Below are 25,992 nucleotides of genomic sequence, written 5' to 3'. Positions count from 1 at the left end.
TAAAATTGTAGTTAGGTGAATTGTGGAACGTTGGTTCGAATTTATGGGGAATCACCCCTTCTTATTTGGAACGCTGGCTGTATTGGTCGTGCTGTTCTTTATTCTTGAAGGCCAGCGTAATGGTCGCAAAATTTCACCTCAATCTTTAGGGATTTTAGTTAAAGCTAAAAATGCTCAATTGATTGACTTACGTGATGCGAAAGACTTCCGCGAAGGTCATATTAGCGGTAGCCGTAATATTCCATATAGCCAAATTACAAAACACATTGAAGAGTTAAAAACTTCTGATCGCCCGTTGGTTTTTGTATGTAACCTTGGTCAAGTGGCAGGTTCTGCATTGCAACAAGTCGGTCATGCAGATGCATACCGTTTAGACGGCGGCATTAGCAACTGGAAAGCTCAAGGCTTACCTCTAGTTAAAAGCAAATAAGCGCTTCTTAGGAGATTAACATGGCTGAAGTTACGATTTATTCAACAACTGTATGTCCTTACTGCATTCGTGCAAAACAGCTCCTAGAGCGTAAAGGCGTGGCTTATAAAGAAATTAATTTATCAAATGAAGCGCCTGAAGTACGTGTTGAATTGATGCAACGCACCAACCACCGTACCGTTCCTCAAATTTTTATTAATGATCAGTTTATTGGCGGTTTTGACCAACTTTATGCTTTAGAGCGTGAAGGCAAACTCGACGGCATGCTATCTTAATTTTAAACATAAATCGTCACCTCATATTAAGGAATAAACAATGAGTGAAGAACAACAAGCTCAACCACAATTGGCATTAGAGCGTATTTATACTAAAGATATTTCTTTCGAAGTACCTGGGGCTCAAGTATTTACTAAAGAATGGCAGCCTGAACTAAATATCAACCTTTCTTCTTCTGCAGAAAAAGTTGATCCAACACACTTCGAAGTTTCACTGAAAGTTGTCGTTCAAGCGAACAATGCGGGTGACACTGCATTTATCGTTGACGTTACTCAAGCAGGTATCTTCCTAATCGATAGCGTTGAAGAAGAACGTCTTCCTTACATTCTTGGTGCTTACTGCCCAAATATCTTGTTCCCATTCCTACGTGAAGCTGTGAACGATATGGTTACTAAAGGCAGCTTCCCACAATTATTGCTTACACCAATTAACTTCGATGCTGAATTCGAAGCGAATTTGCAACGTGCGCAAACTGCTGCTGAAGGCCAAGCTTAATTACTTGATCTCAGATATAAAAAAGACCGCTTTTAGCGGTCTTTTTTATTGCCTTTTAGCTTCCCCCTTTACTAAAAGGGGGAATGAGGGGGATTTACTTCTACTTAACAAAATCCCTCCCACCCTCCCTTTTAAAAAGGGAGGAGCAAATTACTCGGCATCTGCCATTAGATCAGCGCTCATACCTACAGTATTAAAGCCAGCATCAACATACAGAATTTCACCTGTAATACCATTTGCCCAAGGTGAGCAAAGGAACAATGCTGCATTACCGACATCTTCAATGGTGACATTGCGTTTAAGCGGTGCGACTTTTTCATTTAGGTCTAACATTTTACGGAAAGATTTAATCCCTGAAGCCGCTAAGGTACGAATCGGACCTGCTGAAATCGCATTTACACGAATACCTTCAGCGCCAAGACTTGTTGCCAAATAACGTACGCCTGCTTCTAGTGACGCTTTTGCCATACCCATAACGTTATAGTTTGGCATTACGCGTTCAGAACCTTGGTAAGTCAGCGTCAATAAGCAACCTTGACGTGCAGCCAATAAAGGTTTTGCCGCACGAGCCATCGCAATAAAACTATATGCGCTGATGTCGTGAGCAATTTTAAAACCTTCACGGTCGGTAATATCAGTGAAATCGCCATCTAAAGTATGTGCCGGTGCAAAACCAATTGAATGCACAACACCATCTAGACCATCCCAATGTTTAGCAAGTTCAGCAAAAGCGGTATCAATTTCAGCGTCCACTGCTACATCACATGGGAAAACTAAAGTTGAACCAAATTGTTCAGCAAAATCATCTACACGTTTTTTTAATTTTTCGTTTGGATAAGTAAAAGCCAGTTCTGCACCTTCGCGATGTAAAGCTTGCGCAATACCAAATGCGATTGATAACTTACTTGCAATACCCGCGATTAAAAAGCGTTTGCCAGCCAATAGTCCTTGTGCCATGTGAAACTCACTCAAAATAATTTAACAGCATAATGCCAAGTCTAAAGCATTTTAGAAATTGCATAATGCGCCTTTTTTTAGAAAACCATCATTGCATGCACGATGCGAATAAAATCAGATTCAATCAAGCGGCGTCAATATTTGTTGCCGCTTAAGCGTCCAGATGCAATGCTTGTAATGAATTAGTCCATAATATATCTGCAATCTCAGATTCGGTACGATTTAAACTCTGAGCTAACCCCTGCAAGACATAGGGCAAATTGACCGGCGTATTACGGGTACGCCCTTCCGTCGAATGCTGACAACATAAGGGTGTCATATCGGGACAGTCGGTTTCTAAGACCAAATGTGCCGCCCCTAAAGTCTGAACCACTTGATGTAATTTTTTTGCATTGGGATTGGTGATTTGCCCCGTTACACCAATTTTAAAACCTAGCTTGGTAAATGCCTTCGCTTCTTCAACACCACCACTAAATGCATGTGCAATACCACCGAGCTTAAATTGATGCTTTTTCAACATCGAAAGCACCTCCGCATGGGATTTACGAATATGCAGCAATATTGGTTTATCAAACTGCTGTGCTAACTCAAGTTGTGCGGAAAAATACTGCTGCTGCTTTTGAAAAAGTTCAGGCTGTTTATGCTGTTTCAAAAAGGTATCTAAACCTATTTCACCGATAGCGACACAATCATGCTGTTTTAGCAGCTGTTCCACATCGAACAAATGTTCTGTACGATGTTGCTCAATATAAAACGGATGTAAGCCGGGGGCTAAATAGCTTTTGGGAGCATTGGATAAACGAGCTAAAAACTCTTGGGTTTGCAGCAAATTGTGAAAACGTGACTGTACAAAACCAATCAATACTAACGCATCGACACCCGCTTGTTTGGCAGCATACGCCAACTGTTCCCGATCAGCGTCAAAATCGGGAACATCAAAATGCGTATGCGTATCAAACAGTGAGTAAGTCATTGAACTAATTAATTTGCTTTTGCGGCTGAGGCTTCAACAGCTTCAACTGGAGGTAGATATTGCTTTTTCAATACACTTTGCAATTGATCATACGGAATGGTCAAACGTGGTAAACCCACCACATACGGCCCAATTTCATATTCGGCATATTGCAAAATTAAACCTTGCTGACTCAGATAAAAATTATCAGACAGTTTAAATTTCCAAATCTGTTCGTATTCTTGAATATTGTCTGCCAACTTGGCATCTTTCACCCAAGTTTTAAATACTTCATAGCCCCGCTTTTCAAGCTCAGCACGTTGATTTGGCAATAATATGTCGTTGAGCTGCACCAATTTTTGAGTGCTTAAATCGAAGTTATAATATTGCTGTGCAGAAGAACCATGCGCTCCACCTAAATATGAACTGGTATTTAAAACCACTGTTGCCAAGGGTTTTTCAGCATTTAATATTTTAGGTTTAATCATCAAACTGATTTGCTGATTGGCACTTAAAGATTTCAATTCTTTATCTAACTTTAAGAACGCTTGCATATAAGGCTGCGTGGCTTTTTCCAATTTTAATTTGGGCGTTTCAACATTTGCCAAAGCAGATTTTGCTTCAGACGCTGCAGGAACTCCACTTGCAGCGGGAGCATCAGTGCTCAGCGTCTTATCTTCTAAAGGCGAAACAGATAAAATTTCGCCTAACTGTTTTAGAATTTCCGCATCAATAAAGTCATCAATAAAGGCTTGATTACTGTTTAAGCGTTCAACTGAAATTTCAGGACAGACCCCGCCATCACATTCAGGTAAATTCAGTTGTAATTTTTCCGCATCACCAATCAGTTTTGCACTCAAATCTGGCTGTTCAGTTTTGGCTTGATCCGGCTTTTTTTCAGGTTCAGCTTGTTGTGGCTGACACGCCGTGAATGCAACAGAAACTGCCAATATTGAGCTTGCCCAAATTTTATTTTTTTGCACCATTGCTTCAACCTTTCATTTTGAATAATTGATATTTATTTTGGTAAATATCTTATCAAATTAAATACTTTCGTTGATTAGAACATATGCTGATAAACGTCAGCTTTCAATACTTGTTGTGTTTGCGCTTTGCTGAGATAAATATCCAATTGTTTACCATCTTTGACAATTTCATCTGTACGGTAATGCAAACCGATACCTTCTTGATCAAAGAACCAATCTGCTTGGCCCCAATAGAGTTTTTTCGGTGCCGTTTTTTTGACATCTATCTCTTGTTCATCTAACCATTTGCTATAGGCTTGTTGCACAATAGCATCCATATTTTGCTGTTGCTTTGCTTCAATAATATCTAAAGGTTTAAGATTCTTTTTCGCACGGCGGTCTGCCACAAAAAAATAATAACGCTCTTTGACCGTGATATTTTCCTGTTTGGTATCAACACCGATTTGCAGCAACACATATTGATTTCTTTGATAAGGAACTCGTGTGTACATGGCCAATTCATAGGCTTTATTGGTTTTAAACTCTGCCTGCCAAGCATCTGATTTTTTCACATACGCATCGACGGCTTGTTGGAGATTCATATTTTGCTTTAATGCAATCTGATCTTGTACGACGCTGGCCTGATTTTTTTCAATCCAACCATTCAACCACGTATCTACGGTCTGAATGGTTTGTATCTCTAAATCAATACAACTTTTATTTTCACAAAACGGTTTGGCAATTTTTGCTGCTTGCTCTCGAATATTTAAATAGGGCAAAACATCTGGATTGATCACGACCGCTTCAGAAGCGCCATCATCGGCCGGCTTTGTCGCTTTGTTTTCTTTTCCTGAATCACATGCACTGAGCAGCAAAACACTCCCCAAAAGTGCAAAAACTGTAGCATCCTTGAATATTTTCATGATGTCCTAAACGACCAAATGATTGCGTAATGTATGGATTTAAAAACTCTACCACAAAATAAAACAGCTTCACGAAGAAGCTGTTTTATTTCTGTAAAAGAACAACTTAGTGTTCACGTGTATTGCTGAACACGATATCCGGATAACGTTCTTGCATTAACTGTAAATTCACACGACTTGGTGCAAGATAAGTTAAATGACCACCGCCATCGACAGACAATTGGTCGTGTGCTTTTTTCTTAAATTCGTTGAATTTTTTCTCGTCATCACACGATACCCAACGTACGGTATTGATACTTACAGGCTCATAAATACAATCCACTTTGTATTCTTCTTTCAGACGATAAGCCACAACTTCAAACTGAAGCACACCCACAGCACCCACGATTAAGTCGTTACTGTTTTGAGGCATAAAGACCTGAGTAGCCCCTTCTTCTGAAAGTTCTTTTAAGCCTTTTTGTAGCTGTTTTGACTTCAAAGGATCTTTTAAACGCACGCGACGGAACATTTCAGGGGCGAAGTGAGGAATACCGGTAAAATGTAAATCTTCACCCGAAGTGAAGGTATCACCGATTTGAATCGTACCATGGTTATGCAAACCGATAATGTCGCCCGGCCATGCTTCTTCAAGGTGTTGACGGTCACCGGCAAGGAACGTTAAGGCATCACTAATACGCACATCTTTACCTAGACGCACATGTTTCATTTTTAAGCCTTTTTCATACTTACCTGAACAGATACGCATGAATGCAATACGGTCACGGTGTTTTGGATCCATATTGGCTTGAATTTTAAAGACGAAACCAGTGAAGCCTTCTTCAGTCGCTTCAACTTTACGGTCTTGAGTTGGATGTGCTTTAGGTTCAGGCGCATATTGACTAAATGCATCCAAAACATGGTCCACACCAAAGTTACCGAGTGCCGTTCCAAACAAGACTGGCGTTTGGCGACCTGCCAAAAATTCATCACGATCTAAGGGCTCGTTGGCCATTTGAACCAATTCCAACGACTCTTCAAATGCAGCCCAAGCGAGATCACCGACTTTTTCACGCAAATCTGCATAGTCATAGCCATCACGGACTTCAATATCCGTAATTGTTGAACCGAAACCTGCCTTATAAACGTAGAATTTTTCTTCGAGTAGGTTAAATACACCGGCAAAGTCACGACCTGTGCCCAGTGGCCAAGTAATCGGAACACATTTAATTTTTAAAACGTTTTCGATTTCATCAAGCAGTTCTAATGGCTCACGAATTTCACGGTCCATTTTGTTGACGAATGAAATAATCGGCGTGTCGCGCATACGACACACTTCCATCAATTTGATCGTACGGTCTTCGACACCTTTTGCACCATCAATCACCATAAGCGCAGAGTCAACAGCGGTTAATGTACGGTAGGTATCTTCAGAAAAGTCTTCATGCCCTGGGGTGTCGAGCAAGTTAATCATCTTGTCTTTAAACGGGAACTGCATAACAGAAGTGGTGATCGAAATACCACGTTCTTTTTCCATTTCCATCCAGTCAGACGTTGCCGCACGATCAGATTTACGGCTTTTTACCATACCTGCAACCTGAATCGCCTGTCCCCATAACAACAGTTTTTCTGTCATTGTGGTTTTACCGGCATCGGGGTGGGAAATAATAGCGAAAGTACGTCGCTGAGCGACCTGTGTCGCTAATTCTTCTTTAAAACTCATGAAAGACACCTACTGCAAAACTCGCAGTGCAAAAGATCAGATCTGATCAATATGGAAAATTGGCGATATTGTATCAGATTGACCATTAAAAATAATCAACCACATCGGGTTGAGTCAAAATCTTAGCGTGGTGTGTCTTGATGTTTTACATTGGATGACGACCTGTTTTTATCGACGATATAACGCATTTCTCTGTCTTTTTTTCTCACTCATTGGCAATGCGATCAGACTACGAGGACTTTATTCAACTTTCATTTTCATGCTTTCTTCAAGCTGTGCCACTGGCATCGGCATTCCTAACAAATATCCCTGCAACTGTTGGCAACCTAAACGTTTTAAAATTTCTGCTTGTTGTTCTGTCTCTACACCTTCTGCAGTAACCGTTAAACCCAGTCGAATTGCCAAGTGAATAATACTTTCTAAAATAATTTCTTCTTTAGAACCGACGCTCAAATTGCGGATAAATTCACGGTCAATTTTCAACTCATCTACAGGCAGTTCTTTTAAATACAAGAAACTTGAATGTCCCGTTCCAAAGTCATCAATCGCAACCTTAATCCCCATCTTTCTCAAATGTTCAAAAGTTACAATACTGGCATCGATATGATGCATCGCAGTTGACTCGGTAATTTCAATAATTAAATGTGACGGGTTAATTTCATACCGTGCAAAAAGTGACTCTAAAGTACTAAATAAGTGTTTATGTTCAAACTGAATCGCTGATAAATTGACCGCAATAGGATACAACGGCATATTCAGCTTTTCCCAGTGCTGAATTTGCTTACAGGCTTCTTCAAGCGCCCAATAGCCCATGGCAATAATTAGTCCAGTTTTTTCCGCGCCATTAATGAACTTATTTGGCGTCAGCATATCTAGAGTTGGATGATTCCAACGAATTAAGGCCTCAACCCCACAAATTTCACGATCAACGGCATTAAATTTTGGCTGATAAAATAAAATAAATTGCTGTTCTTCTACCGCTTTATATAAATCATTGATCAGTTTCGTCTGACTTTTTTCTTCAAATTGGTCGGCAGTATAATTAAAAAATGAATAGGTATTACGCCCCTGATACTTCGAACTCAGCATTGCGGTGTCTGCATTGATCAGTAGGTCTTGTAAGTTCGCACCATGTTCAGGGTACATCGCAATACCAATACTGCCTGAAATGTTAATTTCCTTACCTGCAATCAAAAAGCTTTCTTGCATCAATTCCAATATTTTTTCAGACATTGCTGTGGCAGAGTCATTGCTTGCCGACTCAAGCACAATCAGAAACTCGTCCCCACCGATTCGTAGCAATTTGGCTTTATCATTAATTAAACGGTGAATACGCGTAGCAATTTGAATCAGTAGTTGATCACCCACATGGTGTCCAAACACATCATTGACCGCTTTAAAACGGTCGATATCAATATAAATAAAAGCAATTTTATCTTGTCTTAAGCGATGCTCTGTAAATAGAAAATGTGCATATTCAGCCAAAAATAGTCGATTAGGTAAACGGGTCAAATTGTCCTGTACCGCTTGATTAGCCAGTTCTCGATTTGCGCGCATCAATTGCAAACTGCGATGTTCTAAACGTTGCTCAAGTACTGCAACGCTAAAGGCCGCCATCAACAATAAACTGGTGACAAATAAGACAATAAATAGCAATAAATTATGGTTAATTTGAGCCGCAACCAATACATCCATCGAGTTTAGCGGTACAAAATCAACAGCTGCCATACCAATATAATGCATAGCGACAATGCTAAAAGTCAGCATGACCGCAACAAAGGCATTCATGATGTTACGTTTAGACGAATACTTATTTTTAAATGTCAGCCAAAATGCCAAACACGAACCACAGATCGCAACTAAAATTGAACAGATAACAATTAAAGGTTCGTATCGTTGCTCATAACCCTGAACGTCTAAACTCAGCATCCCCGTGTAATGCATTCCGGAAATGCCTAGCCCCATTAAAACTGAGCCTAAAATTAAACGAGGAAATGGTAGCGTCAGTCGTGTGGTTAACCACACTGCAAAAGTGGACGCAACAAAGGCGATAAAATAGGAAGTTAGGGTCAGACTGGTATCAAAACTATAATTTGAAGGCAAATGGCTGGCCATCATACCTACAAAATGCATGCACCAAATCGCAGCACCTAAAATTGCACCGCTGAATAATAATATGACATTTTCATATCTTGGTCGTGTTCCACGAAACAACATTTGTTCGAGTGAAACAGCTAAGTAACAACTTAATAATGCAACTACGATTGAACCAACGACCAGATTGTAATCATAATGAATATGGGTCATATCAAGCGTTCCGCTTAGGTTATCGTGGCACTTTCTTTAACCGAATTACCCAATCTATCTCTTCCCTTTAACTTGTTACATTTTCAATTACTTACTTATTTTCTCTTAGAATCTATTAGTCTACGGTAATGGTCAAGTCTTTCTTTCAAGATTTTAAACAACTGATTAATTTAAAAAAATAAAGCTTGATGAAGTTCACTAAAACTTAAACTTTTGATAAAAATTGCATCAGGTGTTTATTATTTTAGAACAGTTTCTAATCATAATAAAATGAATACGTTAGAATCATTTATAGATTGCTTTCTAGATTTAAATCGAACACCGCCCTACTCACAAAAAAATAGCGAGCCGTAGCTCGCTATTTCTCAATGGATAAATTCATCTTTTCTGTCAAAAACTCAAGCAATCATCTCAATGTTATTTATGGATGAATTACTTACTTTTTGGCTGTTGTTGTATGCGTTTTGCCTTGTAATTTGGCATAGTCCATTAGCACGTTTGCCGCTTCCGTCACAAAGACTTCTTCTTCAGGCAGTGCTGGACGTTGGTTTGCCTTCATTTTTGCACGTGCCTCCACCAATGCATCCATAGACGCTTGGTAGCTTTCCCAGTTGGCATAAGGTTTTTGACCCACCACTTTACGACGCTGATTTTCAGCATCCAAAGACTTTTGCTCTAGTGCCAACAGCTCGGCTTTACGCTTCGCTAAGTCAAGCACCACACGCTTTTGCTCTTCTGTCTTTTTCGCAATCGCAGTACGTTGCTCTAAATATTTAAATTGCGGATCAATGCTGACACGTTGCTGAGATGACTTAATCAAATCGGGAACATAGGCTTGGATCGAGCCTTCACGTTTAAACGGTGCTGTAGGAATGGTATCCCACTGTAAAGCATTTTTCGCTTTACGTTCACCAAACTCTTCATTGTAAATATCAACCAACTTAATATCAGGCACGACCCCTTTATTTTGGGTACTGCCGCCAGTCACGCGGTAAAATTTACGTTGCGTTAAGGTTGCTTGACCATAGGCTAAAGAGTCAAGTTGTACCTGCGCTGTTCCTTTACCCGTTGTGGTGCTACCAATCACCACACCACGTTCATAGTCTTGAATCGCAGCAGAATAAATTTCACTCGCAGACGCCGAAGCCAAGTTAATCAATACTGCCAATGGACCTGCATAAGTTTGCGCGCCACCATCATCATCTTCAAACACGCTGACATTGCCATTGCCATCACGGATTTGCACCACTGGACCTGATTTAATCACTTGACCAAGCATACGTGCCACTTCTTCAAGTGAGCCACCAGGGTTGTTACGCAAGTCAATAATGATACCTTCAACATTTTGAGCATCTAAAGTTTTTAAGGCTTTATTGGTATCTTCTGACACAGAACGGTAGTCTGTACCTGCACGACGTGCACGATAGTTCAAGTAAAACGATGGAATTTCAATTACACCGAACTTATGTTTTTTTCCATCACGCTCAATTTCAACGGTACGTGAACGCACGCCTGCATCTTCTTCTTGAATCACATCACGTACAATTGTGACATTTCGCGCTTGATTCATGGACGCACCAGCACCCAATAAACGTAGAGTCACTTTGGTGCCACGTTTACCACGAATCAGTCCGACAATTTCATTGCTCGGCCAACCGATCACATCCACCATTTTGTCGCCATCTTGGGCAACACCAACAATGCGATCACCTGACTTGACTTGTCCTGATTTGCTGGCTGGACCACCTTCCACAATCGTCTCGATTTTGGTGTAGTCTTCATTACCACGTTCAGGACGGATCGATACCCCAATCCCTTCCAATTGCAGCGTGGTTTGACGGTTCAATTCCATCGCATCTACAGGTGGAAAGTAATTACTGTGCGGATCATACGTCAGCATCATGGCATTCAGAGTTTTGTCAAGCACATCATCGCTTTTTAAACGACTAATCCGCTCTAACTGACGCGTATAACGCTTGGTTAAAGTCTGTACAGGTGTTAAGTCTTCAGGACCTGTTAAGTCTTGACCATTTGCCAGTGTTGGGTCATCTTTCAACGCTTTTTGTTTGGCTTTCTCTTCTTCTTTGCTGATGGTTAAGTTGATCAGCTGAGAGACCAACATTTTATTCCAATGCGCACGCTGTTCTTCTGTCGATTTAAAGAATGGCGCTTTTTCACGATCGGTTTCGATGTAGTTATTCGGTTGATTTAAATTCTGTGGCTTTTTCAGCTCTTCCAACATATAGGTGTAGAACTGTTTTAAGCGCTCACGATATTGCGCATGAATCGCATACGGCCCTGTTAAATTGCCCGCTTTGAGATTTGCACCAAAAGTTGAGCCATAACGTTTTTTATAATTTTCAATATCTGATGCCAAGAACAACGTATGTTCAGCATCTAAACTATCAATATAAAAATCTAAAATACGATTAGAGGTATTGGCATCTAAACGCTGATTTAAATAGTGTTGACGGTCTACCAATGTTGCAAGCTGACGTGAGACCAAGGCTTGTTCTTGAGTGGGTTGAATAGTACCCGCGCTCACTGCTTCTGTATTATTGGCAGCAATTGCGTCATTCACCACATGAGTGAAAAAGAATCCACCTGTCGCAATCGCAACGGCACAAGCTAATGTTTGAAGTTTCATAAATAATTTGTACTTCCTTGGTATTAAGACCAATATTACCGTGTTGGTTTTCGACCTGAATTGAATAGATTCAAAATCTTAAACAACTTAATATGTTTATGTCGTGTAGTTTTATCATATTCTCTGCTGACAAAGTGTAGCAAATCATTGCAGAATTCAGGTATTGTTTTTCCTTAAAAATTCCAACACGGACACCGAATATGATTGGCGCATTAATGCTCGACATTGCTGGCACAGAACTTACCCAAGAAGATATTGAACTATTACAGGCACCACAAGTTGGCGGCATGATTTTATTTGGTCGCAACATTGAATCTCCTGAACAAGTTCGTGCCCTGACCGACCATATGCGTCAAATCCGTCCTGATATTTTAATTGCCGTCGATCAGGAAGGTGGTCGTGTACAACGCTTAAAACAAGGCTTCACACTCCTACCAGCTATGGGTAAGTTTGGAGAACTTTACTTAACTGAACCTGAAAAAGCTGTTGAACTGGCTGAACAATGTGGCTGGTTGATGGCAGCTGAAGTCCTTGCGGTCGGCATCGATTTTAGTTTTGCACCTGTGCTGGATTTAAATGATGTTAGTGATGTGATTGGTGACCGTGGTTTTGCCAAAAATATGCAAGATATCATTCCACTGGCAAGTGCTTTCTTAAAAGGTATGAAACGTGCAGGAATGGCATCTACAGGTAAGCATTTCCCAGGCCACGGTTCAGTGAAAGCAGACTCACACGTCGCTGCTGCTATTGACCATCGTAGTTATGAAGAGATCTACCAAAAAGACATGCAAAGCTTTATTCAACTGCAACCACAGCTTGATGCCTTAATGCCTGCGCATGTGATTTATGAAAATATTGATCCTAATCCTGCTGGATTTTCACCGTATTGGATTCAGAAAGTCTTACGTCAAGAGCTCCAATTTGATGGCGTTTTATTCTCCGATGATTTAAGCATGCAAGCCGCTTGTGTCGCTGGCGGCGCAGATGCTCGTATCCAAGCAGCATTAAATGCAGGTTGTGATATGGGCCTTGTATGTAATAACCGTGAATCTGCATGCATTGCGCTGGATGGCATTCAAAACTTGGCTCTCCCAAATCAAGAACGCCTAGAACGTATGCGCGGTAAAATCCCACAAATTGAGATTGGACAAAGCATTGAACTCGGGGCGGACTGGCAAAACGTGCGTAACCGTATTGTGGATTTTAAAAATCAATATTGCTAATCCAAGACTTTCAAAATTCTAGAAAATGGAGCACGACAAGGTGCTCCTTTTTGATTTATGATGAAGACAAAATAAGTGCTTCGGCGCTATACAAAAATTGCCAATAAAAACAACATTAGGTCAGGACGACATGACACAAAGTTTATCGGAACATCGACACATTTCCTTTACTGCACATTACACCGGCTATATTTGGTACAGCATGGGGATTTCGCATCCCGTTTTTGCCACACGTAAAGGCAAATTTTTAGCACGTTTAGTCCATCCTTTAGAAAGCTGGGCAGAAAAGAATGTGGGCGGTAGCATGCGTTCGACGCTTAAACAGCGCCATGCCATGATCGATCAACATTTAGATCAACTCATTACCCAATATCCACAGCTACAAGTCCTTGAAATTGCCTGTGGCCTCTCCCCGCGCGGTTGGAATTTTCGCACCAAGCATCCTGAAATTGATTATCGTGAACTCGACTTGCCAGATATGGCAAAAATTAAAACACAGGCACTCAAACAGATTGACCCGCATGCCCCGGAGGTCTTAACTGGGGACATTTTCACTCAAGATTTTGAACGTATTTTTCAGAGTTTTGCCCCTAAACGTCCTTTGGTGGTGATTAGCGAAGGTCTGATTAATTATTTTGATCAAACCCTACTGAATAAGTTATTGCAAGGGATCACCGAATATGGCGCCTCGTTTCAGGAATTGCATTATCTGACCGACATCTATCCAGAACCCGTCAAGAACCGTTTAGCACGCTTTATTTGGGCCAGTAGTAAATTACTCAAAGTTATGTCACGCAGCGCTTTTACTTTTCATTTTCAATCCCCTGCTGAATTACAGCAGTTTTTCACCCATACAGGATTTGAAGAAGTAGACGTCGTTCAGCCAGCCTTATACTTTCCGCAACAGCAGCAAGAACAAGTGATTCCTTTTCACGATGCAGAGCAGCACTGTGGAGATTTGGTTTGGATGGTCCATGCCAAAACAAAAAAACAGCGCTAAAGCGCTGTTTTTTTTACTTGTTCATGTTTTAACTGACGGCTTCTAATAACAACACATCTTCTTTTTGGCGTTGTACAAAGCGCAATAAGCGTTCTGCCAACTCAAAACTACCATGCTTAAACAAAGCGCGAACCTGTGTATCCACAACGTCAAAGATGAGACATTCAATTTTAAACTCACCTTCTTCATCTTCTAGATGTAATGCCAAATCCCGTGGATATGCATGCATGAAGTCCAACATTTCAGCCTGCACATTCAACAACACGCCAAAATAATTTAAATCTATAATTTGAGTGTCAACCACAAGGTCTGAATGGCGATGAGATAAATGCGTGAATGGCTGTTGTACACTCACCCGCGCTTCGCCACGGCGTTCGATATTTTGCATTTGCTCTCGGCTCATTGGAATGATCCCTTCCAACTGCTGAATAGACTCACCGCGTAGATAAGTTGCAAACAAATTCATAGTTTCCTTACGACGCTGCAACTGAGGTAAATGATCCGCATTGGCAATCATGGCAAATTGCATATTCGGACATTGCAAGGCAAAACCTGCATTTTCATGTGGCAAAGTAAAACTGTCGTACTGCCCGCATGACACCAATACATCACACTGTGGAATCGGCACGTCTTGCAAACGCAGCAAACGATTACAGTTAATGTCATAACGCTCTTGTTCGGTATTGGTGAATTCAGCCATTTGTCTAAAGAACAAACGCTTCGCTGTCGGTGACATCCGCGTCACATCCAGTTTGGCATGATTGACCAAATACAAAATCACCGCTTGACCAAATTCATCCATGCGCTGTTCTTTCATCAAATGCAAGGATTCTTCAAGCAACATGCGCCAACTCTTGCGCGTTTTTTGCATCACGCCCATTAAAATCATGCGATCAATCAATTCAGGACGTTGATCTGCCAGACCTGCTGCCACCACTGAACCTAGTGACATCCCCATCACGGATACTTTTTCTAGCCCGACGATATCCAGCCAAACGCCCAACATCTGCGCCAGATCACCCAACTCTAAAGTCCCTGCTGACACTGCTGTATCTACATTGGTAATTTGCTGGTTTGAGCCCATGGATGGTAAATCAATTAAAATAATAGGGCCTGCCGCAAATAGTTGTTCGACACAATATTTGTAGGAATTAAAGTTTTGAAATGCCCCACCAATAATAACAATCGGGGTGCGATGAATCGTTTCAGGTTGTGCAATGGCCATATATTCGACCTTCCAGCCATCAATCCATGTCGTTCTGGCAGGCTGTTTAAAGCTTTGCTTGTCATATAGATCGAAAAAACTGTAATGCGTACTTTCCTGTACGGTGGGATCCATTTGGATAATGGAATTCATATTCCTTTCCTCCATTCCTGCCTTATTTTTATTGTCAGGAATTCATTTAGAGACTCTGCTCGACTTAGCGTCCTGCTCTTTAATCGTTATTTGTACGACTTCAATGTCGCTATTGTTTCATTCTATACAGAGGTTCATTTTACAAGCAACTGATATCCCCGCCGCTTATCTACTTTTGCTCTAAAAACAATTTCAAAATGTTAATACTGGTCAGTAAGTGCAATCGAATGTGCACTTAAGTGCTTCATTGTTCAGTCACAGGCTGTTAATATCGAGTTGAAATTTCTAAGTGATCAAACCGCTATGCAAGAGTCTATTGAACAATACATGCAAACGGTAGGACAGCAAGCACGCACAGCATCACGTGTGCTCGCAGGGGCTTCTACCCAGACTAAAAATAATGCCTTATCAGCAATTTATACTGCTTTACAAAACAGTGAAACTGCAATTTTGGCAGCTAACCAAGTGGATATGACCAAAGCGCATAACAACAACTTGGATAGTGCTCTGCTTGATCGCTTAGAACTTACCCCCACACGCTTTAAAGGCATGCTTCAAGGTCTAAAAGATGTAATCGCACTGACTGACCCGATTGGCGAAATTACCGATATGGCCTTCCGTCCGACAGGTATTCAGCTGGGCAAAATGCGTGTGCCATTAGGTGTTGTCGGCATGATTTACGAATCTCGCCCAAATGTAACCCTTGAAGCCGCATCTTTAGCGCTTAAATCAGGTAACGCGATTATTTTACGTGGTGGTTCTGAAGCTTTGGAATCTAACCAAGCAATTGCGGCAGCGATTCAACATGGCTTAACTGCCGCAGGTGTACCTGAACATGCCGTTCAAGTCATTAATACCCCAGACCGTGCTGCGGTTGGCCAATTAATTACTATGCCTGAATATGTCGATGTGATCGTACCTCGTGGTGGCAAAAGCTTAATTGAACGTATTACCAATGAAGCACGTGTGCCTGTTATCAAACATCTTGATGGTAACTGCCATGTTTTTGTGGAAGCTCAGGCTGATTTGCAAAAAGCATTACCTATTGCGCTTAATGCCAAAACACACCGTTATGGCGTATGTAATGCCATGGAAACCTTACTTGTCGATGAAAATGTCGCTGAAGAGTTTTTACCACGCATTGCTGAACTTTATGCTGAGAAAAAAGTTGAACTGCGTGGCTGTGCTGAAACGCAGCGCATTTTGGGTGAGTCGATTGTTCCTGCAACTGAGGAAGATTGGTACACCGAATACTTAGGCCCGATTTTGGCAGTGAAAGTCGTTACTGGCCTAGATGAAGCGATTGAACACATCAACAAATATGGCTCACACCATACCGACTCAATCATTACCGAAAACTTTAGTTTGGCTCGTCAGTTTTTGGCGCGTGTAGATTCGAGTTCAGTGATGATCAATGCCTCAACGCGCTTTGCGGATGGTTTTGAATATGGTCTTGGTGCTGAGATCGGTATTTCAACCGATAAAATCCATGCACGTGGTCCAGTCGGTCTTGAAGGTCTGACTTCTCAAAAATGGATTGTGTTTGGTGATGGTCAAATTCGCCAATAACACCCAATAAGACAACGAAAGCTGTGCTTTTCTGATTAAAGGCACAGCTTTTTTTATGGTGATTTAAAAAATTAGACCCAGGGTTCACATATTGAAATATAAGCCTGCAAACACACAGGATATAGAATCGAAAACAGATTTTTTGACAATTAAATACTTAAGAAGAATGAGAAAAGTTAAATTTACCTGCTTTTTTGCAACAATTTGAGGATTACAGCGCAGCGAACGCATGTTATGTTCTATGTATATCCCTTAAATCGTATAAATTTTGAGGACTATTTTATTAATAAATGAAAACTATGAACTGATAAATTTTAATTATTATTGTGCTCAGGGTCGATAGTGCTTAAGTCTAATCTCCTAAAGTCTATCTAGGACTATAAAAAAACCCATGATAAAACATCATCACAGATCTAAATTGTATCAATCAATACAACTGCAATCAGATCAATATTATGGATAAGTATTTCAATTAGAATTCGGGTATTTAAACGTGTCTACATCAGTATTAGTAATTAACTGCGGATCTTCTTCTATCAAATATGCGTTAGTTTCTGAGCGCCGTGAAGATCGTATTTTTGGTCTAGCCGAGAACCTAGGTTCTGCTGATGCACGTATTAAAGGGGTCACTACAGGTGGTGATGCGCTTGAGCTGTCCATTCCACATGCTGACCATGAAAAAGCCCTCGAAACTATTTTAGAGCGTTTGGCTCACCATAATCCTCAAGCGATTGGTCACCGTGTTGTTCACGGCGGTACATTAACCAAAGCTGAGCTATTAACACCAGAAATTATTGAACGTATTCGTGAAGCTACACCGCTTGCTCCATTGCATAACCCGGCTCACTTGGTAGGGATCGAAGCAACCATGCGCTTGTTCCCTGAACTTCCGCAAGTAGCCGTATTTGATACAGCATTCCACCAAACCATGCCGTCTCATGCATACCGTTATGCATTACCAAAATTCTTGTACACACAACATAACGTACGTCGTTATGGATTCCATGGTACTAGCCATGCCTACGTATCTGAGCGTGGCTCAATGTTGGCAGGCAGCTTTAAACAAGGTGGCTGGTTAACTGCTCACTTAGGCAATGGTAGCTCGACTTGTGCGATTTGGAATGGTCAATCTGTAGATACGTCAATGGGTCTGACTCCACTTGAAGGTGTGGTCATGGGCACACGTAGTGGTGATGTTGACCCAAGTATTCACAGCTTCCTTGCGAGCAACTTAGGTTGGGATATCTACAAAATCGACAAGATGCTGAACAGCCAATCAGGCCTACTCGGTTTGTCTGATCTTTCAAATGACATGCGTACGTTGATCGAAGCATCGGAACAAGGCAACGAAGATGCAGCACTTGCCATTGAAGTATTCTGCTACCGTTTAGCAAAATCTTTGGCAGGTCTCAGCTGTGGTCTACCACGTATTGACGGTTTATTCTTTACCGGTGGTATTGGTGAAAATTCTGCCTACATTCGTGAAAAAACAGTTTCATACTTACCGCACTTTGGTTTCAACCTTAGTAAAGAATTAAATGACAACTTAAAACGCGGTACTGAAGGTCGTATTGACCACGGTACTGGCCCACAAATTTGGGTTGTTCCAACCGATGAAGAAGGCCGTATTGCCAAAGAAACTGAGCATGTTGTAGACGAGGTGACAGCGTCTGTTACAAAAAAGTCTGATGCTGAAGCTGCGATTGCATAAGCAATCGCATCAGCCCCTTCGCCTTCAATATTAATTTTTAGCTTTAATTTAGACACCGTATGAAAACAATTTTACTCGTGCCAACTGGGGAAGGTGTAGGTTTAACATCTGCATGCTTAGGTTTAATTTATGCTTTGGAATGCCAAGGGGTCAAAGCAGGTTTTCTGAAACCATTTTCACAGGAAAATGTCGCAGATACTGTAGACCGTACAACGGCTCTTTATCGTCATTTATTTAATAATGAAACGGTAGAACCTATTCATCATGCCACCATCGTGAAGCAACTCAGTCATGATGAAAGTGATGAACTGCTCGAAGAAGCGGTTCGTTTGCACCGTGAAATTGCAAAAAAGCATGATCTGATTATTGTTGAAGGCTTGGTTCCAAACAGCCGAGATAACTTTGCCTCAGAACTCAACGCAACATTAGCAAAAGCACTCGATGCTAAAGTGATTATTGTCAGCACAGCAGATATTCAAAATGCCACAAAAACGGCTGAGAAAATTGACAGTTCTCTACGCCAATTTGGTGGTGCGGTATCTGAACGTACTGCGGGCGTTTTGTTTATGCGCACACGTGGCTTGCCAGAAGAATCTGCGCAAATTCCTGTCACGCTTGATCCAAATCTGCGTTTAATCAGTGATACCAATAAATTTGTACTCGAATTACAACAAAGTAATCCGCAAATTGGTTCTACACAGCTACCTGTCATTGGCCTCGTTCCATTTAGTAATACGCTCAGCGTACCGCGCATGTCTGACTTGGCGACACATATTCAAGCGGAATGGATTAACCAAGGCGATGCTGCTCATCGACGCGTACTACATAGCAGCTTAGTTGCCTCTAATATTGAACATGAACTTCACAAATTTGTGGCAGGTGAACTCATTATCAGCGCCTCTGACCGTATTGATGTGTTGTTGGCTTCTAGCCTTGCAAGTAGCAATGGTATTCCACTTGCCGGTTTGGTTTTGACTGAACACCATCAACCGAACCCACAAGTTTTGGATTTCTGCCAAACTGCGATTAAGCAAGGCTTACCGATTTTACATACGCCTTTAAGCACTTTTGAAACGGCACAACAACTTTCAAATTTAGGCAATGAAATTCCTGTCGATGACGTAGAACGTGCAGAACAAGTGACCCGCTTTGTTTCAAGCCACATCAATACTGAATGGATTACTGAAGTATTGAATGGTTCGTATCAACCCCGTTTGTCCCCTTCTGCATTCCGTCATGAATTGGTACAAAAATCTATTGCTGCGAAAAAACGAATTGTTCTACCTGAAGGTGATGAACCACGCACCATTCAGGCGGCTGCCATTTGTCAATCACGTGGCATTGCACACTGTATTTTATTGGCAAAACCTGAAGCCGTGATTGAAGTTGCAAAAGCACGTAATATCGAACTTCCACATGATTTGGAAATTATTGATCCAGATCTGATTCGTGAAAACTATGTGCCTAAAATGGTTGAGCTGCGTAAAGGTAAACTCAATGATCTACAAGCACGTGAACAGCTACAAGATACTGTGGTTTTAGGCACCATGATGCTTGCACTCGATCAGGTGGATGGCTTAGTCTCAGGCGCAGTACATACTACGGCAAATACTGTACGTCCTGCATTCCAATTGATTAAGACCGCACCTGAATATTCATTGGTTTCATCTGTGTTCTTTATGCTGTTACCAGATGAAGTCTATGTATATGGTGACTGTGCAATTAATCCAGATCCAAATGCAGAACAGCTTGCAGAGATTGCGATTCAATCTGCAGATTCAGCGAAAGCCTTTGGTATTGACCCACGCATTGCGATGATTTCGTATTCAACAGGTACTTCTGGTGCAGGTGCAGATGTCGAGAAAGTGGCTGAAGCAACACGCATTGCCAAAGAACGCCGTCCAGATTTACTCATTGATGGCCCGCTTCAATACGATGCTGCATCGGTGGAAAGTGTGGGACGCTCTAAAGCACCTGACTCTAAAGTGGCTGGTCGTGCCAATGTGTTTATTTTCCCGGACTTAAATACAGGTAACACAACCTATAAAGCAGTTCAACGTTCTGCAAATGTTGTCAGTGTTGGTCCGATGCTGCAAGGTTTAAACAAGCCTGTAAATGACTTGTCTCGTGGCGCTTTGGTCGATGACATCGTGTTTACCATTGCATTAACAGCAATCCAATCCGAACAGCAAGAAGCTTAATTTTAGTTTCGAGTTCTAAACCACCCTTTCGAAAGATTGGGTGGTTTTTTTATTCATTCCGATTTTCCCGCATTTCAATCTTATTTATATTGCAATAATTTTCATTTATTAATTCTTGTCATCTTAGAGTCAATATTATTGCTTATGGTATGAGCGCTTTTTTAATTATTCAAAACTTAGCTATATCATGACAAACTTAAAATTTTATACTCCATGTGCCATCTCTACATTAATATGGGTTTGCTTAAGCGCACACTCCATGGCCGCAGATTCATATCTAACACCTGACTCAGCTCCAAATAGTCTTGAAATATTATCTACTCCTCCACAAGCCTATAGTGGAGATTTTATTCGTGATCAAAGTATTTTTAAACAATCTCAATATTTGAAAAATACGGCTCGCTGGCAGCAAGCACAAATTGATGCTGATGTTTCAAATGCACACTTAGGGCGACCTTTTTCATCTGCATTTGGCGTAGAAATTAATGAGAAAAATACACCTATTTTATTTGAAATTTTAAGAAAGATTAAACTTGATAGTAGATACTCTACTCAAACTGCAAAAAAGAAATATAGCCGTGAACGTCCATATAGCTATTTTAATGTCAGCACTTGTACCCCTGAAGAAGAAAATGAAAAAAATCAATATGTTTCCTATCCTTCTGGACATACAACTATCGGTTGGACATATGCATTAGTCTTAGCAGAGTTACGTCCTGAGCGTCAAAGTCAAATTCTTAAACGTGGTATTGAATTTGGGCAAAGCCGAGTCGTGTGCAATATGCATTGGCAAAGTGATGTCGATGCTGGCCGTATTATGGGAGCTGCGCAATTTTCACGCTTGCAGGCAGATCCACAATTCCAAGCCGATATGATTAAAGCCAAAACTGAAATTAACCATCTTATTTCTGCCACACACAAAAAATCTGATTAAAAAAATCAGCATCTTGTCTCATTGCATAGATAGTAGATCACATGCATGGGCAGTGGTTTTTAATAGATGTGAATGTCCAATATAAAAATAAAGCGCTTAGAACCATCTAAGCGCTTTATTTAATTTAGCAGAAGTATTTTGATACCGTTTTATTAAGATTCAATCTGCTTCAGTTCTGGCTTGCCGTAAGCCACTTCAAAACTTGCTACGGTCGTCATTTTTCCACCTGGTTTTTCAACAAAGTCTAGAACCTTTAAGTCTGTACACATATAGTCTTTAAAAAAGTCTAAAGTCTGATAACCGCGTTGATCATTGATAAATTTGATATGTGGATTTAACTTCAGCACATCTTCCTGCCCTGGACGGATTGGTTGACCATTGCCGGTAGAGGTTATCGATGTAGTTAAAAATTCGGTTGCAATCGATGGACTCTTAAAATCATTCAAATCACTTGGAATATTCGCTGCAAAATATTGATGCAAATCTCCTGATAAAATTACTGTATTACCATGAGGTGCATTTTTTTTGATAGATTCAATCAAGCGCTCGCGTGCGTATGGATAGCCATTCCACGTATCTTTCCCAAAATAAGCTTTGCCTGATTTGTTATAACGTACCCAAGGCATAACCTGAATTTGCTGTGCCAAGACATTCCAACGCTTATCATGGCGCATTTGCTTCGCCAACCATTGCTCTTGTGCTTTACCAAGAACCTGCTCATTTCGGCTATTCTCAGTACGGCAGTAATCTATTTTATCAAACCCATCTTCTAACTGAGCTTTGGTGCATAAAATTGGAGAACGGTACTGGCGTGTATCCAAAATATTCATCCGTAGCATTTTGCCATAATCTAAAGTGCGGTAAGCAAGGATATCTGGGCCGTTCGGCTTCTGTTTTAAACGCACAGGCATATATTCATACCATGCTTGAAACGCTGCTGCGCGGCGCAGTAAAAATATGTCTTTCTTCTCGCCTTTTTCTTCAATATCTGCAGCCCAGTTGTTATCTACTTCATGATCATCAAACGTCATCGCAAAAGGTGCAGATGCATGTGCAGCTTGTAAATCGGGATCCGCACGGTACTGTGCATAACGAATACGATATTGCAGTAAAGTTTGAATTTCCGGACCAATATGTTGACGTGCAGGAATTGAAATTCTTAGATCTCCAATTGCACGCCCCCCACCTTTACCCTCTGGTCCTTCATAAATATAGTCACCATAGTGGAAAACTAAATCTATCTCTTTTTCTTTGCTCAAGTAGTCATAAGCCGTGTAATAACCCGTTTCATAATGCTGACAGCCCACTACAGCGACTCGAACTCGTTCTGGCATTTGATGTGCTGCTGGCGCCGATTTTGCTGTACCTACAGAACTTTCATAACCAGCCAATCTAAATCGATAATAATAGCGTGTCATCGGTGCTAAACCACTTATCTCTACATGTACTGTGTGATGTAAGTCAGGATGTGCCTGCGCCTTCCCAGTTTGCACAATTTTCTTAAATTCAATATCTGTAGCAATATCCCAATCTACTTCAACTGCTTCTTTCGGCATCCCACCATCCACTGAAAGTGGATATGGTGCAACTCGGGTCCAAATCACAAAACCATCTGGCCAAGGTTCACCTGAAGCAACGCCTAATTGAAACGGGCTAATCGGAAATTTGGCATTTGCCCACGTGCTTACTGGACTCAGTCCAGAAAATAACGCTAAAGACCCGACTCCCATCAAACCCTTTAAGAATTGACGACGATTCGAATTAAAATGATTCATTTTATTTCTCTATAAACTTATTAATAAATTAACCTGATCGGTTTTGGATTAGAAAATTGGCAGGGTGTAGGTCAAGTAGATACGGCTTTGTTCTTGCTTAGTTCCTGTACTTTTTTTGAATTTTCCGTACTGAGCGGTAAAACCTAAATTTTTGAATTTCCCTTCTGGAACTTTATAACGCAAGGTATAGTCAATTTCGGACTCAGTTGCACAACCACATTTACCAAAGTCACGTCCTTGTACTTTCAGGAACGATACATTTAAGCCTTTTAAGTATTGATTATTGAAGTCATATCGATAGCCATACCATGTGGACTTTTCGCCTGCATTAGTAAAGTTCTGCAACAAACGATTTGTTGGCAAATAAATGAACGTACCATCCGCACCATTATCTAAACTGCCCTGATTCATATGCAGAAAATCGCCATCATCACCAATTTTTTGCGCGCCAAATTGCAGCTGATGATTTTTAAATTTGTATTTGAAGTCTACACTGGCTGTCTGGTTATCTACTTTAGCGCCATAGCCTTTTTCACCACGCTCATTAGCTCCAGTCGCTTGAGTATCAAATAAACGTAAGTCCGTATTAAAACTCTGGTTTTCACTGAACGGAAATTTGTGTTTCACACCGATAAATTGCTGTACATAAAAATCATCCAGCTCACCAGCATAGTACTGTAGCGTTAAATTTTTATTGGGCTTCCAATCCGCACCGCCAAACATAAACCCATCACTGGTTTCGGTTGCGCCTTTAATAGAAAGCTTTGAAGCATCTCGTGATGCACGTGGAATTGCTTTAGTGACGTAACCACCCGTTAAAGTCAATCCCTTTACATCTTTAGAAGTGACTTGACCACCTAAATAGGCAGATTCGAGCAAGCGAGCAAAGCTTCGACTTAAAATGGGTAAATTAGGGCGTAACTCCCCGACTTTTACATCAGTTTTCTGATAGCGCGCTTTTAAAGTGGGATATGCACGTGTCCAATAATTTGTTGGACTACCATCACCCTCTAAAGGAAACATCAACGAATTTTTGGCTTTATCTTTACTGCCGTCTAAACGTATACCTGCTGCCGCAGTAGCATCTAAACCAAAACCGACTTGACCTTCGGTAAAACCAGATTGATAACTCAATTCAATACCTTGTCCCCAAACTGTCGAATCTTTATCGTTAGGCTCTTGATCTTGATCAAAATAATAATTTTTAAAATCTATTTCTGCTTTACTATCTTTAATAAATTCTGCTTGTGCTGCCTGCATTGTCAGCATGGGGGTGAAAACCATACAGCAGATGAGTGCTTTGTAATTCAACGTCTAACCTCTTTGGTCCTTGAGAAATACTGCAATAACCTAAAGACTCTGTATGACAATACACTTGCAATCCCATGACAATTACATGAAAAATAAAACAAATGTTTAATATAAATATTTGATAATATAAAAATTAGAGTTATTTTTTTAAGCACTTATATACGAAAAAAGTTGACCATTAAAAGAACTGCAAGCACTCCATTTTTTGACTGCTAAGCTCTAAGCCTGATTTTAAAGAAGATTGCTCAAGAACTTTTATAAAACCTTGTTTAGAATAAAATTGAGTAGCTCGTAAATTAGTTAATTCAACACGAAGTACAATTTTTGTATAACCTTGGTTTGCTGCATATTTTGTAGACTAGATATTAAAAGATCAGCAACACTGTTTCCCCGATAATTCTCATACAACCACATTGCAACCACATTAAATTCATGCTGTTCATCAATAATACCTCCAGCCATGCCGACTGCTCTTATTCCGTCAAATGCCAATAGAAACTGACATGGTATTTTTTGCGCAGCTCTATCACGCCATTCAGACTCACTATGAGTTTTGGTTTTTTCATAAGTTGCTGTAAATGCATCGGGACTGTCTTGTAATGCTTCTAGCCGTAAATTTTTCAGTATCTCCCAATCTGATTCAACAGTTGGTCGAACAGTAACAGTGCCCATTTTTAATTTTACCTGTCATCTATTTGCTTCAAATCATAACGTTTAGAATTGAAGTCTTGTAAAAAATTTGAAAGCAACAAAGATCATCGATGATTATCACACACATTGACGCAAAGACTAAAAATTAGCTATTACTCATGATTAGATTTGAAGATTTGAAGATTTGAAGATTTGAAGATTTGAAGATTTGAAGATTTGAAGATTTGAAGATTTGAAGATTTGAAGAAGAATATTATTTTTTATAAAATTTAAAGCAAAAAAAAGAAGATAAAGCTTTAGGCTTGATCTTCTTGTTGACCGTAGAACCAAGTTGCTGCGATAAACAGAGAAAAACCAATAACTGACAACACTGGAGTAACCATATATTTCACACTCTAACTTTGATGACGTCATTATGTAAAAGTTTTATGACAGTTATATGACAAATATGAAATATTCAAAAATAATAAATATTATTTAATTTCAAAATCTTAGAAACAAAAACAAATCTTATCCTCTAGTTATGTGACAAATATTTCATGAAATATGACAGTGAAAACGTCATTTCAGGCTATTGATGACAGCGAAACACGGCACTGTTAAACCCTA

General features: G+C 40.5%; 20 protein-coding genes. 9 read left to right on the top strand and 11 right to left on the bottom strand.

Features of this window, described 5'->3' with window-relative positions; all coding sequences use genetic code 11:
* Positions 1–22: 22 nt before the first annotated feature.
* The 3 genes from M5F03_RS09425 to secB are packed head-to-tail and all read left to right on the top strand — an operon-like array spanning position 23 to position 1,201.
* On the top strand, positions 23–430 hold the full coding sequence (locus M5F03_RS09425) for a rhodanese-like domain-containing protein (protein WP_078189639.1): 408 nt from the start codon (positions 23–25) through the stop codon (positions 428–430).
* Between the two features lie 20 nt (positions 431–450).
* A complete protein-coding gene (grxC, locus tag M5F03_RS09420) occupies positions 451–705 on the top strand; it encodes a glutaredoxin 3 (protein WP_078189640.1) in 255 nt (84 codons plus the stop codon).
* 40 nt (positions 706–745) lie between these two features.
* A complete protein-coding gene (gene secB / locus M5F03_RS09415) occupies positions 746–1,201 on the top strand; it encodes a protein-export chaperone SecB (protein ID WP_078189641.1) in 456 nt (151 codons plus the stop codon).
* Between the two features lie 150 nt (positions 1,202–1,351).
* Here secB and M5F03_RS09410 read toward each other — a convergent pair whose 3' ends face one another.
* The 7 genes from M5F03_RS09410 to M5F03_RS09380 all read right to left on the bottom strand — a co-directional run bounded on the left by M5F03_RS09410 (position 1,352) and on the right by M5F03_RS09380 (position 11,651).
* Complete coding sequence (locus M5F03_RS09410; protein WP_078189642.1) at positions 1,352–2,158, bottom strand: enoyl-ACP reductase FabI; 807 nt, start codon at positions 2,156–2,158, stop codon at positions 1,352–1,354.
* A gap of 151 nt (positions 2,159–2,309) precedes the next feature.
* A complete protein-coding gene (locus M5F03_RS09405; protein WP_249708140.1) occupies positions 2,310–3,131 on the bottom strand; it encodes a TatD family hydrolase in 822 nt (273 codons plus the stop codon).
* Between the two features lie 8 nt (positions 3,132–3,139).
* Complete coding sequence (locus tag M5F03_RS09400; RefSeq protein WP_249708139.1) at positions 3,140–4,096, bottom strand: RsiV family protein; 957 nt, start codon at positions 4,094–4,096, stop codon at positions 3,140–3,142.
* Positions 4,097–4,170: 74 nt separating this feature from the next.
* Entirely contained in the window at positions 4,171–4,998 is an 828-nt protein-coding gene (locus M5F03_RS09395) for a hypothetical protein (RefSeq protein ID WP_249708138.1), read from the bottom strand.
* Positions 4,999–5,104: 106 nt separating this feature from the next.
* Complete coding sequence (locus M5F03_RS09390) at positions 5,105–6,697, bottom strand: peptide chain release factor 3 (protein WP_078192693.1); 1,593 nt, start codon at positions 6,695–6,697, stop codon at positions 5,105–5,107.
* A gap of 240 nt (positions 6,698–6,937) precedes the next feature.
* Positions 6,938–9,004, bottom strand: coding sequence for a bifunctional diguanylate cyclase/phosphodiesterase (locus tag M5F03_RS09385; RefSeq protein WP_249708137.1), 2,067 nt, complete (start codon positions 9,002–9,004; stop codon positions 6,938–6,940).
* A gap of 436 nt (positions 9,005–9,440) precedes the next feature.
* Positions 9,441–11,651: a carboxy terminal-processing peptidase gene (locus M5F03_RS09380; RefSeq protein ID WP_180093328.1), complete on the bottom strand. Its 2,211-nt coding sequence runs from the start codon at positions 11,649–11,651 to the stop codon at positions 9,441–9,443.
* A gap of 200 nt (positions 11,652–11,851) precedes the next feature.
* Between M5F03_RS09380 and nagZ the strand changes: the two genes are divergently transcribed.
* Complete coding sequence (nagZ, locus tag M5F03_RS09375; RefSeq protein ID WP_180034909.1) at positions 11,852–12,874, top strand: beta-N-acetylhexosaminidase; 1,023 nt, start codon at positions 11,852–11,854, stop codon at positions 12,872–12,874.
* 130 nt (positions 12,875–13,004) lie between these two features.
* Positions 13,005–13,874 (top strand): class I SAM-dependent methyltransferase, encoded by an 870-nt coding sequence (locus M5F03_RS09370; RefSeq protein WP_249708136.1) that lies wholly within the window; start codon positions 13,005–13,007, stop codon positions 13,872–13,874.
* 28 nt (positions 13,875–13,902) lie between these two features.
* Here the strand turns inward: M5F03_RS09370 and M5F03_RS09365 are convergent, their stop codons facing one another.
* Entirely contained in the window at positions 13,903–15,231 is a 1,329-nt protein-coding gene (locus tag M5F03_RS09365; RefSeq protein WP_249708135.1) for an alpha/beta fold hydrolase, read from the bottom strand.
* A 303-nt stretch (positions 15,232–15,534) separates the two neighbouring features.
* Between M5F03_RS09365 and M5F03_RS09360 the strand changes: the two genes are divergently transcribed.
* The 4 genes from M5F03_RS09360 to M5F03_RS09345 all read left to right on the top strand — a co-directional run bounded on the left by M5F03_RS09360 (position 15,535) and on the right by M5F03_RS09345 (position 21,646).
* Positions 15,535–16,800, top strand: a complete 1,266-nt coding sequence (locus tag M5F03_RS09360; protein ID WP_111884042.1) for a glutamate-5-semialdehyde dehydrogenase — start codon at positions 15,535–15,537, stop codon at positions 16,798–16,800.
* 493 nt (positions 16,801–17,293) lie between these two features.
* Entirely contained in the window at positions 17,294–18,511 is a 1,218-nt protein-coding gene (locus tag M5F03_RS09355) for an acetate/propionate family kinase (RefSeq protein WP_078192700.1), read from the top strand.
* 59 nt (positions 18,512–18,570) lie between these two features.
* Positions 18,571–20,712, top strand: a complete 2,142-nt coding sequence (pta, locus tag M5F03_RS09350) for a phosphate acetyltransferase (protein WP_249708134.1) — start codon at positions 18,571–18,573, stop codon at positions 20,710–20,712.
* 259 nt (positions 20,713–20,971) lie between these two features.
* Positions 20,972–21,646, top strand: a complete 675-nt coding sequence (locus tag M5F03_RS09345; protein ID WP_249708133.1) for an acid phosphatase — start codon at positions 20,972–20,974, stop codon at positions 21,644–21,646.
* Between the two features lie 152 nt (positions 21,647–21,798).
* Here M5F03_RS09345 and M5F03_RS09340 read toward each other — a convergent pair whose 3' ends face one another.
* The 3 genes from M5F03_RS09340 to M5F03_RS09330 form a co-directional block, all read right to left on the bottom strand.
* Entirely contained in the window at positions 21,799–23,421 is a 1,623-nt protein-coding gene (locus M5F03_RS09340; RefSeq protein WP_249708130.1) for an alkaline phosphatase D family protein, read from the bottom strand.
* 48 nt (positions 23,422–23,469) lie between these two features.
* Positions 23,470–24,690, bottom strand: coding sequence for an OprD family outer membrane porin (locus M5F03_RS09335; protein WP_249708129.1), 1,221 nt, complete (start codon positions 24,688–24,690; stop codon positions 23,470–23,472).
* A 342-nt stretch (positions 24,691–25,032) separates the two neighbouring features.
* The gene (locus tag M5F03_RS09330) at positions 25,033–25,404 is read right to left on the bottom strand and encodes a hypothetical protein (RefSeq protein ID WP_249708128.1); all 372 of its coding nucleotides are present in this window, start codon (positions 25,402–25,404) and stop codon (positions 25,033–25,035) included.
* Between the last annotated feature and the right edge of the window lie 588 nt (positions 25,405–25,992).

This window comes from Acinetobacter amyesii, from assembly GCF_023499985.1.
Taxonomy (GTDB): domain Bacteria; phylum Pseudomonadota; class Gammaproteobacteria; order Pseudomonadales; family Moraxellaceae; genus Acinetobacter; species Acinetobacter amyesii.
This window is presented reverse-complemented; position numbering and strand designations above follow the sequence as displayed.

Bases quoted from the DNA above. Each gene is read 5' to 3' on its own strand.
- grxC (WP_078189640.1), top strand. From the start codon at position 451: ATGGCTGAAGTTACGATTTATTCAACAACTGTATGTCCTTACTGCATT.
- secB (WP_078189641.1), top strand. From the start codon at position 746: ATGAGTGAAGAACAACAAGCTCAACCACAATTGGCATTAGAGCGTATT.
- M5F03_RS09410 (WP_078189642.1), bottom strand. From the start codon at position 2,158: ATGGCACAAGGACTATTGGCTGGCAAACGCTTTTTAATCGCGGGTATT.
- M5F03_RS09405 (WP_249708140.1), bottom strand. From the start codon at position 3,131: ATGACTTACTCACTGTTTGATACGCATACGCATTTTGATGTTCCCGAT.
- M5F03_RS09400 (WP_249708139.1), bottom strand. From the start codon at position 4,096: ATGGTGCAAAAAAATAAAATTTGGGCAAGCTCAATATTGGCAGTTTCT.
- M5F03_RS09395 (WP_249708138.1), bottom strand. From the start codon at position 4,998: ATGAAAATATTCAAGGATGCTACAGTTTTTGCACTTTTGGGGAGTGTT.
- M5F03_RS09390 (WP_078192693.1), bottom strand. From the start codon at position 6,697: ATGAGTTTTAAAGAAGAATTAGCGACACAGGTCGCTCAGCGACGTACT.
- M5F03_RS09385 (WP_249708137.1), bottom strand. From the start codon at position 9,004: ATGACCCATATTCATTATGATTACAATCTGGTCGTTGGTTCAATCGTA.
- M5F03_RS09380 (WP_180093328.1), bottom strand. From the start codon at position 11,651: ATGAAACTTCAAACATTAGCTTGTGCCGTTGCGATTGCGACAGGTGGA.
- nagZ (WP_180034909.1), top strand. From the start codon at position 11,852: ATGATTGGCGCATTAATGCTCGACATTGCTGGCACAGAACTTACCCAA.
- M5F03_RS09370 (WP_249708136.1), top strand. From the start codon at position 13,005: ATGACACAAAGTTTATCGGAACATCGACACATTTCCTTTACTGCACAT.
- M5F03_RS09365 (WP_249708135.1), bottom strand. From the start codon at position 15,231: ATGAATTCCATTATCCAAATGGATCCCACCGTACAGGAAAGTACGCAT.
- M5F03_RS09360 (WP_111884042.1), top strand. From the start codon at position 15,535: ATGCAAGAGTCTATTGAACAATACATGCAAACGGTAGGACAGCAAGCA.
- pta (WP_249708134.1), top strand. From the start codon at position 18,571: ATGAAAACAATTTTACTCGTGCCAACTGGGGAAGGTGTAGGTTTAACA.
- M5F03_RS09345 (WP_249708133.1), top strand. From the start codon at position 20,972: ATGGCCGCAGATTCATATCTAACACCTGACTCAGCTCCAAATAGTCTT.
- M5F03_RS09340 (WP_249708130.1), bottom strand. From the start codon at position 23,421: ATGAATCATTTTAATTCGAATCGTCGTCAATTCTTAAAGGGTTTGATG.
- M5F03_RS09335 (WP_249708129.1), bottom strand. From the start codon at position 24,690: ATGCTGACAATGCAGGCAGCACAAGCAGAATTTATTAAAGATAGTAAA.
- M5F03_RS09330 (WP_249708128.1), bottom strand. From the start codon at position 25,404: ATGGGCACTGTTACTGTTCGACCAACTGTTGAATCAGATTGGGAGATA.